At 73.9% G+C, this 12,061-nt stretch carries 11 protein-coding genes and 1 pseudogene; 4 read left to right on the top strand and 8 right to left on the bottom strand.

Features of this window, described 5'->3' with window-relative positions; translation table 11 throughout:
* Nucleotides 1-93, bottom strand: a 93-nt coding sequence (locus ACFYNS_RS30335) for a helix-turn-helix domain-containing protein (RefSeq protein WP_388606102.1), incomplete at its 3' end; no start/stop codon positions are given.
* 19 nt (nucleotides 94-112) lie between these two features.
* On the opposite strand from ACFYNS_RS30335, the gene tnpA reads away from it, so the two are divergent.
* A complete protein-coding gene (gene tnpA / locus ACFYNS_RS30340) occupies nucleotides 113-541 on the top strand; it encodes an IS200/IS605 family transposase (RefSeq protein ID WP_388606052.1) in 429 nt (142 codons plus the stop codon).
* Nucleotides 542-900: 359 nt separating this feature from the next.
* On the opposite strand, the gene ACFYNS_RS30345 is transcribed toward tnpA, so the two are convergent.
* Nucleotides 901-1,440, bottom strand: coding sequence for an ANTAR domain-containing protein (locus tag ACFYNS_RS30345; RefSeq protein WP_360295006.1), 540 nt, complete (start codon nucleotides 1,438-1,440; stop codon nucleotides 901-903).
* A 325-nt stretch (nucleotides 1,441-1,765) separates the two neighbouring features.
* A complete protein-coding gene (locus tag ACFYNS_RS30350) occupies nucleotides 1,766-3,277 on the bottom strand; it encodes a hypothetical protein (RefSeq protein WP_388606054.1) in 1,512 nt (503 codons plus the stop codon).
* Nucleotides 3,278-3,856: 579 nt separating this feature from the next.
* Here ACFYNS_RS30350 and ACFYNS_RS30355 point away from each other — a divergent pair.
* The gene (locus ACFYNS_RS30355) at nucleotides 3,857-4,585 is read left to right on the top strand and encodes an ABC transporter ATP-binding protein (RefSeq protein ID WP_360295011.1); all 729 of its coding nucleotides are present in this window, start codon (nucleotides 3,857-3,859) and stop codon (nucleotides 4,583-4,585) included.
* Nucleotides 4,582-6,957 carry an ABC transporter permease gene (locus ACFYNS_RS30360; RefSeq protein WP_388606055.1) on the top strand — a complete coding sequence of 792 codons (2,376 nt, stop codon included), beginning with the start codon at nucleotides 4,582-4,584 and terminating at the stop codon, nucleotides 6,955-6,957. The genes ACFYNS_RS30355 and ACFYNS_RS30360 overlap by 4 nt, the downstream gene beginning before the upstream one ends.
* 120 nt (nucleotides 6,958-7,077) lie before the next feature.
* Here the strand turns inward: ACFYNS_RS30360 and ACFYNS_RS30365 are convergent, their stop codons facing one another.
* Nucleotides 7,078-8,262: a GDSL-type esterase/lipase family protein gene (locus tag ACFYNS_RS30365; RefSeq protein ID WP_388606057.1), complete on the bottom strand. Its 1,185-nt coding sequence runs from the start codon at nucleotides 8,260-8,262 to the stop codon at nucleotides 7,078-7,080.
* A 49-nt stretch (nucleotides 8,263-8,311) separates the two neighbouring features.
* Nucleotides 8,312-8,887, bottom strand: a complete 576-nt coding sequence (locus tag ACFYNS_RS30370) for a TetR/AcrR family transcriptional regulator (protein ID WP_388606059.1) — start codon at nucleotides 8,885-8,887, stop codon at nucleotides 8,312-8,314.
* A 71-nt stretch (nucleotides 8,888-8,958) separates the two neighbouring features.
* On the opposite strand from ACFYNS_RS30370, the gene ACFYNS_RS30375 reads away from it, so the two are divergent.
* The gene (locus ACFYNS_RS30375) at nucleotides 8,959-9,450 is read left to right on the top strand and encodes an FBP domain-containing protein (protein WP_360295022.1); all 492 of its coding nucleotides are present in this window, start codon (nucleotides 8,959-8,961) and stop codon (nucleotides 9,448-9,450) included.
* A gap of 461 nt (nucleotides 9,451-9,911) precedes the next feature.
* On the opposite strand, the pseudogene ACFYNS_RS30380 reads toward ACFYNS_RS30375, so the two are convergent.
* The 3 genes and pseudogenes from ACFYNS_RS30380 to ACFYNS_RS30390 form a co-directional block, all read right to left on the bottom strand.
* A pseudogene (locus tag ACFYNS_RS30380) lies at nucleotides 9,912-10,391 on the bottom strand (ATP-binding cassette domain-containing protein); the annotation flags it as partial.
* Between the two features lie 10 nt (nucleotides 10,392-10,401).
* Nucleotides 10,402-10,638 (bottom strand): hypothetical protein, encoded by a 237-nt coding sequence (locus ACFYNS_RS30385; protein WP_360295025.1) that lies wholly within the window; start codon nucleotides 10,636-10,638, stop codon nucleotides 10,402-10,404.
* 316 nt (nucleotides 10,639-10,954) lie between these two features.
* Entirely contained in the window at nucleotides 10,955-11,878 is a 924-nt protein-coding gene (locus ACFYNS_RS30390) for a hypothetical protein (RefSeq protein WP_360295028.1), read from the bottom strand.
* Between the last annotated feature and the right edge of the window lie 183 nt (nucleotides 11,879-12,061).

Here is a 12,061-nt window from a genome sequence, read left to right on the forward strand (position 1 = left end):
GTTGAAGACGACCCGCGCACACCCGAACGCCCTCGCCAACGCCATGCGCTGACCGGCGCCCGGGTACAGGCGGAAGCTGTACCGCAGCTGCATGAGATCACCCTATTGGCCTATGCCACCACGACGGGACCCAAATCCCGATATCCGCAGGCGCCGTACGGTCGTCCACAACCTGCACGCACACCTGGTCTTCGTCACCAAGTACCGGCGGGGCGCCATGGACGACGAGATGCTGACACGCTGCGAAGAGACCATGCGCAAGGTGTGCGACGACTTCGGCGCCACGCTCACCGAGTTCAACGGCGAAGCCGACCACGTGCACCTCCTCGTGCACTACCCGCCGAAGATCGCCCTGTCCGGACTGGTGAACTCACTCAAGGGCGTCTCTGCCCGGCGTCTGCGCGCCGAGTTCACCGGCCGGGTCAACCGCGCCGTCATGCACGGACACTTCTGGTCGCCCTCATACTTCGCCGGATCGGTCGGCGGCGCACCGCTCCAGGTGGTCAAGGACTACATCGAACAGCAGAAGCGGCCCGACTGAGCGGGCCGCCGCCGTGGGGCGATTCACCCCCGCCCTGAAGGACGGGGCACTCTCGCTAAGCGCCTCGGTAGTCGGGGGTCCCGCCGAGCCCGAACCACCGAAGCCCGAACCACCGAAGCTCGAACCGGCGCGGTTCCGCGGAGGCCGTTCCCCGAACGCGGTCCCGCGCATCGGGACCGGGCTCCGTTCGGGACCGGCGGGATCGGGCTCCGGCCGAGAGCGGAGTCGAGCGGCGCGGCCCACTCGGGTCGGCCGCGCCGCTCGGGGCGACGGCACAGCTCGGGACCGACCGCGCGGCGCACGGCGGTGCCGCCCCGGTCGCCCCGGCCGGTGTCAGCGCCCGGTCGCCCGGCCGGTGTTCAGCGCTGTGTGCGCGACTCGCGGTGGTCCGGCGGCCCGCTTCTGGCGCGTCGGCCGGGCGCCGTCCGCACTTCGCGGAGGGCGGTGGCGAGGTGCTTGCGCACCGGCTTGGGGACGGCGGTGCCCGCCGCGCCGGACACCAGCGCGGCGGCCACGCTCCGCAGCTTGACGTTGGAGTGCTGGGACACCCGCACCAGGACCTGCCAGGCCGTCTCCGCGTCGCACGGCGCCAGGGCCATCACCATGCCCCTGGCCTGGTCGATGACGGGACGGCTCGCCAGTGCCTCCCGGAGTTGCCCGACCTCGGTGTCGAGTGCGTCGATCCGCGCGGTCAGCTCCTCGCGCTCCCGCACGGACAGCGGCGCGTCAGCAGGGGCCACCGAACCGTCCGGTTCCGCCGCGTCCATGGCGGCGGGCTCGCGTTCGATCCGGTGGGCCGGGGGCGCGGCCGGGGCCGTCGCCTCGCCCGCCGGTACGGTTCTGGGCCGCGGGCGTCCCGCGAGCGCAGTCGTACGCGCAGACCCGGTTGCGGCACTCATCAAGCTCTCCCAGCGTCGGACGGTCCTTCGACACGGCACCGCTGTCACAGCCGACTCCGCGTTCCGGACTCCTCCGAGCGTGAACCCACCGGCCCGACAGCAGCAACCCTGCGCCAACCGGGCATCGCAGCCGAAAAACGGCACCGGGGGCTGTGTCCCCAACCCGCCGGTGCCTCCGCGAGGCGAGCTCACTCTCGCGTACCGGTGCGCGTAACCGCCGATCCGCCAGGGCAAACCCACCGGAGGCCGCGGCGCGCCGGAAGCGGCAGGAGCCTGCCGCGGGCGGCGGAACGGAGTTCGGCCGGAAATCGCCCCTGGTCCGTTCTCAGAAGCCGCCCCCGAAGTCACCGCCGCCGAAGCCGCCGCCGTCACCGAAGCCGCCGCCGAAGTCGCGCGGATCGGCGCCGCCCCCGGAGAAGTCTCCGCCGAAGTCGCCCCCGCCGGAGGGGTCACCGAAGCCGTCCGGGTACGGACCGCCGAGCGCGCCGCCCAGCAGGGTGCCGGTCAGCAGTCCTGGCAGCAGCCCCCCGCCGAAGTACCCGGCGGCCCACGGCGCGTACACCGGCCCGGCCTCCCAGTACGGCCGCGGCCCCTGCGGGGTGCCGACCTCGCGGGCCGCGGGCTCCTCGCCGTCGGCCAGCCGGGCGGCGTCCGCCGCGCAGACGGGGACGGAGCGCTCGGTTCCGCCCGGTGGCGCCCATTGCACGTCCTCGACCGACGGCCCGTGCCGCGGATCGAAGAAGCACGGGGCCCGGCGCTCGGGCAGGGCCGTGCCGCGCAGCCGCGCTTCCAGGGTGGCGAGCGCGAACCGGCCGTCCGCCAGCGCCCGGCTCACCTCGCGTACGTCCTGCGGGCGACGCGCGGCGGCCATCCGGGTCTTGGCGTCGTCGTACGCGTCGAGTGCCCGCGCGTAGTCCTCGCGCGCGGCATCCCTGTCCTCCCCGCCCTCCCCGCCCTCCTCGTCCTCCTTGCCCTCCTCGTCCTCCCTGCCCTCCCCGGCCGTCCCGTTCTCCCCGGCCGCCCCGGCCCCGGTCCGGGCGGCAGCGGCGCCGGTGCCGCCGGCGTCGCCGGGGCGGGCGCGGGCGGTGGCGGTGGCCGGGTCGAAGCCGATCCGGCTCAGCTCCTCACCGAACGCGGTGATGTCCTCGTCCACGACAGGGCGCAGCTTCTCCAGCCCGGCCCGCTCCAACCGGGCCCGCCGCCTGCGGGAGCCCCGGCTGACCAGGAAGGCGCCGCCTCCGGCGAGCAGCACGAGGACGCCCAGGGTGACGATCGCCGCGGTGCCGCCTCCGGTGCGGCCGCCGTCCTCGGCGGCACCGCCCCCGTCCCAGGCCGCGGGTGCCGAACCGGATGCCTGCCGGACCGCCCGGTCGGTGAAGTCGGTGACCGTCGCGCCGGGATCTCCCGGGTGCGCGCGCCGTACGGCGCCGACCGCGTCCCGGACGGCGTCCCGCGACATGATCCGATGGTCGGCGCCCGCGTCGAAGCGGTCCCCGAGCGCGACCGCGTAGACGCCGGCGATGCCTGTCTCGGCGCGCAGCTCCCGCAGCAGTGTCTTCCGGTCGAAGTCGCCGTCGGCGGGCAGCACGGCGACGAGGACCGGCTTGTCGGCCCGTTCGATGGTGCTCCGCAGCGCCTTGGCCGCCGCCGGGGGAAGCGCGTCGCGGGCGCGCGGGTCGACGTGGACGGGGCCGTCCCGCAGTGCGGCGGCCGCAGCGGACACCCCGTCGCCGTCCGCGGCACGCGGCCCGCCGGGGCCCGCGGTCGTCAGCAGCAGCGCGACCAGCGCCGCGGTGAGCACCGACACGAGCCGCGCACCCCTTCGTACGGTGTGCATACGATCACGTTAGCGCAAGACAGACATTTCTCACTTTTACGGATTCTGTCTCGGCGACGGGATGCCCGCTCCGGTCCGCGGTGAACTTTTCCGCCGGACCCGGCATCCAACGCTGTACCGGCCTCCGGGTCCGGCTCCGGGGCGGAGGCCGGGCGCGGAGGCCGGCCCCCGACGGTCGCACCCGAGGGGGCGCCGCGGATGTGTATACACCCCGTGTATACACATGATGTAGAGTCGCGGTCATGCCCATCCGCCACCCGCCGCACCGGCCTCCGCTGGACCGGTCGACCGACGCACGTCGGTGGCGGCCGACCGACCCACGTCGGTGACCGACAGTCAACGGCGGACGGCACCGCACACCCACCACCACGACCCTTCCGCTTCCGCCTCGGCGACCCCGCCAAGGCGATCCACCAGGACGTTCCGCCAGGACGTTCCGCCAGGGCAATCCGCTTCGGCTCCCCGAAGGTTCCCGGAGGCTCCCCGAGCGGTTCCGCGGCGGACGCGCCGAAGCCGACCCGCGCCGGCCTCCGAGACGGCCGCCGCCCCACCCACGAACCCACCCCGGAGGTGCGCCCCTTGCTCCCCCCACTCAGCACCGGTCAAGGGCCCGACCCGTCGACCGGACCCCTGCTGCACGCCGAGGGCGTGCACAAGACCTACGGATCGACTGCGGCCCTCTCCGGTGCCGACTTCTCCGTCGCCGCCGGTGAGGTCGTCGCGGTCATGGGCCCCTCCGGCTCCGGCAAGTCCACGCTGCTGCACTGCCTGGCGGGGATCGTCCCGCCGGACGCGGGCCGGATCACCTACCAGGGACGGGAGATGTCGGCGCTCTCCGACGCGGAGCGCAGCGCGCTCCGCCGGGGCGACTTCGGGTTCATCTTCCAGTTCGGCCAGCTGGTGCCCGAGCTGACCTGCCTGGAGAACGCGGCCCTGCCGCTGCGTCTGGCGGGCGCACGCCGCAAGGAGGCCGAGGCGCGGGCCCAGGAGTGGCTGGCGCGCCTGGAGGTCGACGACATCCGCCACCACCGGCCCGGCCAGGTGTCCGGCGGCCAGGGCCAGCGGGTCGCCGTGGCCCGCGCGCTGGCCGGATCGCCCCGCGTCGTCTTCGCCGACGAGCCGACCGGCGCGCTCGACTCGCTCAACGGGGAGCGGGTCATGCAACTGCTGACGGCGGCTGCCCGCGAGACCGGGGCCGCGGTCGTGCTGGTCACCCACGAGGCGCGGGTGGCCGCCTACTCCGACCGCGAGGTCGTCGTCCGGGACGGCACGGCACGGGACATGAGCGGTGTGGTGGGCGCGGTATGAGCGGCAGGCCCAGGGCGCACCGGGTGCGCGAGTGGACACGGGACCTGGCCATGGGCGCCGGGTTCGCCTTCGCCGGCCGCCAGGGCTGGTTCCGCACCCTGTTGACCGCCGTCGGCGTGGGGCTCGGGGTGGCGATGCTGCTGCTGGCCGCCGCGGTGCCGTCGATCATGAGCGCGCAGGAATCCCGCAGGGACGCCCGCGCGGTCAACGGCTCGGTGCTGGGGAACGCCACCTCGGCGGACGAGAGCCGGGCCACCGAACACACCCTGCTGACGGCCGTGGCGAACACCACCTTCCACGGGCGGGACATCGAAGGCCGGCTCCTGCAGGCCGACGGCAGCCGCCCGGTCACCCCGCCGGGCACCGAGCGGATACCGGGGCCCGGCGAGATGCTGGTCTCGCCCGCGCTGAAGGAGCTGCTCGACTCCGCGGAGGGGACGGAGCTCGCGAAGCGGCTGAACGCGCGGGTCGTCGGCGTCATCGCCGACGACGGCCTGCTCGGACCGGCCGATCTCTCCTTCTACCTGGGCAGTGACGCGCTGCGGGCCGAGGACGCCCAGCGCGTGAAGTACTTCGGCCACGTCCAGGAGCGCAGCGACGTGGACCCGCTGCTGGTCCTGCTCGGCGCGGTGGCGTGCGCGGTGCTGCTGATGCCGGTGGCCACCTTCATCGGGACGGCCACCCGGTTCGGCGGCGAGCGGCGGGACCAGCGGTTGGCGGCCCTGCGGCTGGTGGGGGCCGACGCGGCCATGACCCGCCGGATCGCCGCCGGGGAATCGCTGGCCGGAGCGGTGCTGGGGCTGCTGTTCGGCGGCGCGGTCTTCGCGCTGGGGCGCGAGCTGGCCGCGGACGTCACCCTCTTCGACGTCAGCGTCTTCCCCGCCGACGTGGTCCCGGACCCGGTGCTGGGCGCACTGGTGGTGCTCGGGCTGCCGCTGGTGACGGTCGGCGCCGCCGTGTTCGCGCTGCGGGGCGTGACGATCGAGCCGGTGCGGGTGACGCGGGAGAGCACGCCGCGGCCGCGCCGTCTGTGGTGGCGGCTGCTGCCCCCGGTGGTCGGGCTGGCGCTGCTGCTGCCGCTGGCCGGGGCGCTGGGCGCGGGAGGCGGCGGCCAGGTGAACGAGTTCCGGGTCGCCGCCGGGGTGGTGGCGCTGCTGAGCGGCATCGCGCTCCTGCTGCCCTGGGTGGTGGAGCGGCTGGTCGGCAAGCTGCGCGGAGGGCCGGTCTCCTGGCAGCTCGCGGTGCGCCGGCTCCAGTTGTCCAGCGGCACGGCGACGCGGGCCGTCAGCGGGATCACCATCGCCGTGGCCGGGGCCGTCGCGCTGCAGCTGCTGTTCGCCGGGGTCCAGGCGGAGGCCACCCACGAGACCGGCCTGGAGAAGTCCGCGCTGCGGCAGGTGAACGTCATCGACCTCACGGCGGACACCGCGGGCGCCCGGAAGCTGGACCGGGCTCTCGCCGCCACCCCGGGCGTCGCCGGGACCACCGGGTTCCTGGAGAGCACCCAGGAGATCGCGGGGAAGGCGGCAGGCACCGATGCGGCGGAGTACGCGCAGGTCATCGTGGGTGACTGCGGAACGCTGCGCGAAGTGGCGGAGGTCGGCTCCTGCCGCGACGGACAGGTCTTCCGCGCGGCGGCGGACCCGCGGGACACGGACGAGGAGACCAGCCGCCCCGCCCCGCCGCGCGCCGGAACCGCCCTCCAGGTGGCCGGGTCCGACGGCCGCGGCACCGAGAGCTGGCAGATCCCCCACGGCACGCGCACCGTGTCCGCGAAGCCGTCCGGCTGGGGCACTCCGGTCACCGGGATCCTGGTGACGCCCGGCGCGCTCGCCCCCGACCGGCTCGACCTCCAGTACACCGGCCTGGTGCGGCTCCAGGACGACGCGCCGGAGGCGCTGGAGCACGTCCGGACGACCGTCTACCGGCAGAGCCCGGCGGCGGACGTGTGGCTGTCCCAGCACACGACGGTCTCCGCCGGGTTCGCCGAGCTGAGCCGGGTCATCTTCGCCGCGGCCACCGCGGTGCTGGTGCTCATCGCCGCCAGCATGGTCGTGTCCCAGACGGAGCAGCTGCGCGAACGCAGGCGGCAGTTGGCGGTGCTGGTGGCCTTCGGGACCCGCCGCGGCACGCTGGGCGCCTCCGTGCTCTGGCAGACGGCGATCCCGGTGGCGCTGGGTCTCGTACTGGCCTCGGCGTTCGGGCTCGGCCTCGGCTGGGCCCTGTTGCGGGTCATCTCGGGGTCGGTCGCCGACTGGGGCGTCATCTGGCCGATGTTCGCCGTCGGCGCCGGGCTGGTCGCCGTCGTGACGCTGCTGAGCCTGCCACTGCTGTGGCGCATGATGCGCCCGGCCGGGCTCCGCACGGAGTGACGGAAGCCGGCGGCGCGCTCCCCGCGCCCGCCGGAGCCGCGGCGCGGGGAGGCCCGGAGCCCGGAGAACGCGCGCAGGGCATGAGGAACGGCGCGGGGAACGGCCCGCTGCTGCGGCCGCTCACGCGGGCGCGGCGGCGAACGGGCCCCCCTCCGCGAAAACGAGCCCGGCGAAGCGTGCGCCGATGCGGCGGTGGGTGGCCGCGTCCGGGTGGAGCCCGTCGGGCAGCGGCAGCTCGACGGCGTCCGCTTCGCCGTAGAGCTCCAGACCGTCGAGGTAGTACAGGTTCGGGTCGTCGGCCGCCCGGGAGCGCACCACCCCGGACAGCTCCTCGCGGATGCTCCGCAGGGTCAGCTTCCCCGCGGCCCGCTCCGCGGGATCGCCCATGGCCACGAACCGCAGCCGACCGTCCCCGAGCGCTTCCAGGTCCGGGAGGCTGGGGCCGGGGGTGTCCTCGTGGATCGGGCACAGGAGGGACGAGACGACCAGCAGCGGTGTGTCGGGGTGGCCCTCGCGGAGGGTGTCGAGGAAGCCGTGCACGGCCGGGGTGAAGGCGCGCAGCCGCATCAGGTCGCTGTTGACCACGTTGATGCCGATCTTGACGCTGATCAGGTCGGCCGGGGTGTCCCGCATCGCGCGGGCGGTGCCCGGGTCGAGCAGCGCACCGCCGCCCAGCCCCAGGTTGACCAGCTCCACACCGCCGCGCGCGGCGGCGAGGGCGGGCCAGGTCGTGGTGGGGCTCGCCGCGTCGGAGCCCTGGCTGATCGAACTGCCGTGGTGCAGCCACACCCTGCGGCCCCGGTCGGGCAGCGGCTCGACGGGGGCGTCGGTGCGCAGGGCCAGCAGCTCGGTGGTCTCGTTGTGCGGCAGCCAGATCTCGACGTCCTTCATCCGGTCCGGCAACCCGGTGAAGCGGAGCGTGCCACCGTGGCCGGAAGCGGTCTCGGCGGTCCCGGTCGCCATGTCGACGGTCAGGGTGTTGCCGCCTCGCACCTCGCCCCTGTCTGCCAGGCTGCCGTCCACGACCAGGTCGTACGCCCCGTCGGGGACGGCCGCGAGGCCGGCGTAGGCCCGCTTGGTGGGCAGGGTGTCGAGTTCGACGGCGGTCGCCGCGGTACGGAAGGCCAGCCGCACCCCGGAGGGCTGGGACTCGGCCATGTGCAGTTGCCCGTCGTCGCACTGCGCCCGGGCCGCGGCGGGCAGCCGGTGCGGCAGCAGGCCGCGCTCGGTGCGCTCCAGTGCCGACGCGCCGCGCACGAGGTCCGCGGTCAGGGGTGTGTTGGTCCGGTTGTCCTCGGCGTGCATGTCCTCAGCCTGTTCGCGTCGTCGGTACGGGTGGGGCGGTGGCGGGGCGTCACGGGCGGGGTTCGGGCCAGTTGCGCAGCAGGGCGTCCAGGGAGTCCAGCACCCGCTCCCACGTCACCTGGGTGTCCGGGGCGCTGTGGCTGAACCCCCCGCCCATCTCCAGGCTCACGTAGCCGTGGAAGACGCTGCCCAGCAGCCGGACCGCGTGCGTCTGGTCCGGCTCCGCCAGGTCGTAGCCGCGCAGCAGCGCCCGGGTCATCCGGGAGTGCCGGACTCCCGCGCTGGCCGCCGCCGTCTCCGGGTCCAGCCTGGTCTGCGCGGCGGCGTAGCGTCCGGGGTGCTCCCGCGCGTAGTCGCGGTAGACGTTCGCGAAGGCCGACAGCGCGTCCTTGCCGGAGCGTCCGGCGAGCGCCTCGGCGGCCCGGTCCGCCATCTCCTCCAGGGCGAGCAGCGCGATCTTCGTCTTGAGGTCCTGCGAGTTGCGCAGATGCGAGTACAGGCTCGCGACCTTGACGTCGAAGCGCCGGGCCAGCGCCGAGACGGTCACCTGGTCGAAGCCGACCTCGTCGGCCAGTTCCGCGCCCGCCCGGGTCAGTCGCTCCGTGGTCAGTCCGGCACGCACCATAACGCTCCTCGTGTTGAGTCGAGAGCATTATGTATTTGCCTAATACCTTTAGGCAAATTAGCCTCACCCATATGCAACCGTTGACCGAGCGAGAGATCCGGGCCGCCTTCGTGAACTGCACGAAGGGAGAGGCCCAGCGGCTGTCCGTGCCACGCGACCTGGCCGAGCGGCCCTGGGAGGACCTGGACTACCTGGGCTGGCGGGACCCCCAGGCCCCCGACCGCGCCTACCTGGTCACCCGGCGGGACGACCGCCCCAGGGCCCTCGCGCTGCGCTGCCCCGCCCCGGCCCCCTGGCAGACCCGGCGCAGCATGTGCTCGATATGCCTGACCGACCACACGAGCGGCGTCTCGCTGATGGTCGCGCCGATGGCCGGCAAGGCCGGGAAGCAGGGCAACTCGGTGGGCACCTACCTCTGCAGCGACCTGTGCTGCTCGCTCTACGTACGGGGCAAGAAGGACACGGGCCTCGCCGTCCGGTACCGCGAGTCGCTCACCACCGAGGAGAAGATCCAGCGCGCCACGGCCAACCTCGACGCGTTCCTGGCCAGGGTGACGGCCTGACCCCCGGGACCGGCCCGGGGGCCGCGCTCCCGGGCACGGCGAGACGGCGCAGGGGCCTCCCCCGACCGAGGACCCCGTTCCCGGCCACGGCACCGGGACAGCGCCCGCCCGGCGTCGGGCGGAGACTCCGGGCGGGCTCCCGGGGGCGAAGCCCGAGCAGGAGGCCCCGGGCAGGAAGGCCGCCACCGGAAACCGGGAACCACCGGCAGTTCGCCTGCCGGTTCACGGCGCCGCCGCGGTCCGCGGTGTCAGCCCTGACCGGCCGGCACCGCGTCACGGCTACGACGTCGCCCGGCGGGCGGCGCCCGACAGGAAGACGACCGAGAGCATCACGACCACGGCCGCCGCCAGGAACACCGGCGACAGGCCGGCCGGGCTGCCGTCGTCGGCCCGGATCGCGCCCATGAAGTCGACCGCCGGGAGGCCGTTGACCGTGCTGTACCAAAGGGGCAGATAGAGGCGGCGGTCGGCTCGTCGACGACGACCTCCGGGTCGGCGAGCAGCGCCTGGGCGATGCCCACCCGGCGCAGCATGCCGCCGGAGTACGTGCCCAGGGGCCGCTTGACCGCCTCGGTGAGGTTGACCAGTTGCAGCAGTTCGTCGATCCGGACACGGGCCGAGCGGGCCGAGAGCCCCTTGGCGGCGGCCAGATACGAGAGGAACTCCCGCGAGGTGAGGTTCAGGTACACGCCGAAGTCCTGCGGGAGACAGCCGAGGGAGCGGCGCACCACTCCGGGCCGGGCCACCACGTCGGTGCCGTGGAACAGCACCCTTCCGTCGGTCGGCCGGGTCACGGTCGAGGCGATCCGCATCAGCGACGACTTGCCCGCGCCGTTCGGGCCGAGCGGCCCCAGCATCCCGGTCTCCAGCCGCATGGTCACGGCGTCCACGGCCCGTTTGCCGCCCCGGTACACCTTGGTGATGTCAACGAGTTCCAGCACGACGCGCCCCCTACTTCCCGCTGCCGGTCAGCCTCGTGGCCCTGCCGCCGCGCAGCACGGTCACCGATTTCTGCACCTCGATCCGGAAGCGGGTGTCGCAGTTGGCGGACCCTTCGCAACCCGCCTCCAGGTCCAGTCGTCCGCCCTTGAGCCGCCACCCGGAGTGCGGGTCGGCGCTGAAGCCGACGTCGAACCACCGGGTCACCTCGATGTCGTCGCGGTCGGTCGCGACGAGGTCCGCGGGCATTCCGTGGGTCCGGACGTCGAGGGTCTCGGTGGCGGATGACCGGTCGGGGGCAGGCGGATGACCCGTCAGCGGCAGGCGCTCACTCGGTGGCGGAAGAGCGCGCAGTGGCAGGCGACCAGCCGGTGGCAGGGGCGCGCATGGCGGCGAACGCGGGGCGCCTGGAGACTCTCGTGCGCGCTCACGCGCAAGCCGTGACCTCGAACCGAGAGTCGACGGGGTGTCGTGCGGCTGCCCTGGTGAGGGTTGTGCGGCAGGGCCGGCGGCGGACGCGGTGAACCTTCGGCGCGAACACGCGGGAGTCCACCGGTCGCTGCGCTCAGTCCCACTCCCACCTCAGCGCGTGGAACCCCGGTGCCGGATCCTGGACGACGAGTTGTGCGCTGCCGGCGGAGCTGATCCAAACCGTTTCGGGATCCTCCTGCGGCTCCGGGGCGAAGGGACCCGCATAGCGGTAGCAGCGGACGGGGATGGCCGAGGGATGGAAGGACACCTCCAGGGTGTACATCCGTGCGGGTGCGGTGAATCCTCGCCCGCATTCACGGGCCGGCTGGCTGGTCGCCCCGTAGTCGTAGGCGTACTCCAACACCGTCGTCTCGCCGACCGACATCATCCGGTCGAGCATCATCTCGATCACGAGCAGCGGGATGGAGGCGTCGGTGCGCACCCTGCCCGGCCTGGCGTTGCGTACCTCGCTCAACACGGGAACACCCTGCGCCGGGTCGTCGCCGCGAGCGATGATCAGGCATCGGTCCACTCGGTCGCGCTCGGCCCGCAGCACCAGCGTGGTGCGGAAGCGTGACTCCGCACCCCGGGCGTCCAGTTCGCACCGGTCGTGCGCGGACAGCCGGGTGAGGCCGTCGTCCGTGGCACCCATGTCCCCGAGCAGACGGGGCAGACTTTCGTAGCCCCGCCACAGCCGCTCCGTCTCCATGGCAGCCACCGCCCGGCGAGCCCAGCGACCGCGCGGACGCTGGGGGCCGAGCAGCGACACCAGGGAGTCCGTGGGCAGATCGAGGATGTGCTCCAGCAGACGGATGGCCTGACGGGACTGGGGGCGTTCAGGACGGCTGCGCCCCCGCCGCCAATAGCTGAGGGTGGTCACGCTCACCGCTACGCCGCGTGCGGCCAGCCGGCGCTGGAGTCGGTCCAGGCTCAGTCCACTGGCTTGGATCGCCGTGTCGAGCGCAGCTTCGAAGGGGCCGTCGCGGAGGGCATCCCGGACCTCGAGCAATCCCGGCAAGGAGCTTGGCCGTCCATGGCGTGGGCGAGGTGCGCCTTTCGAGTCGGACATGGTGGGGACCTCCGGACGGTGCACGCAACGGCGTGGCCACGTGACCCGTCAGGGCAAGTCGCAGGACATGCGAGGCGAGGGTGGGGATCGGTGCGTCCGGCAGGAACAGATGCACAGAGGGGGGTGGCACAG

Source organism: Streptomyces sp. NPDC006925, from assembly GCF_042869575.1.
In the GTDB taxonomy this organism is placed as follows: domain Bacteria; phylum Actinomycetota; class Actinomycetes; order Streptomycetales; family Streptomycetaceae; genus Streptomyces.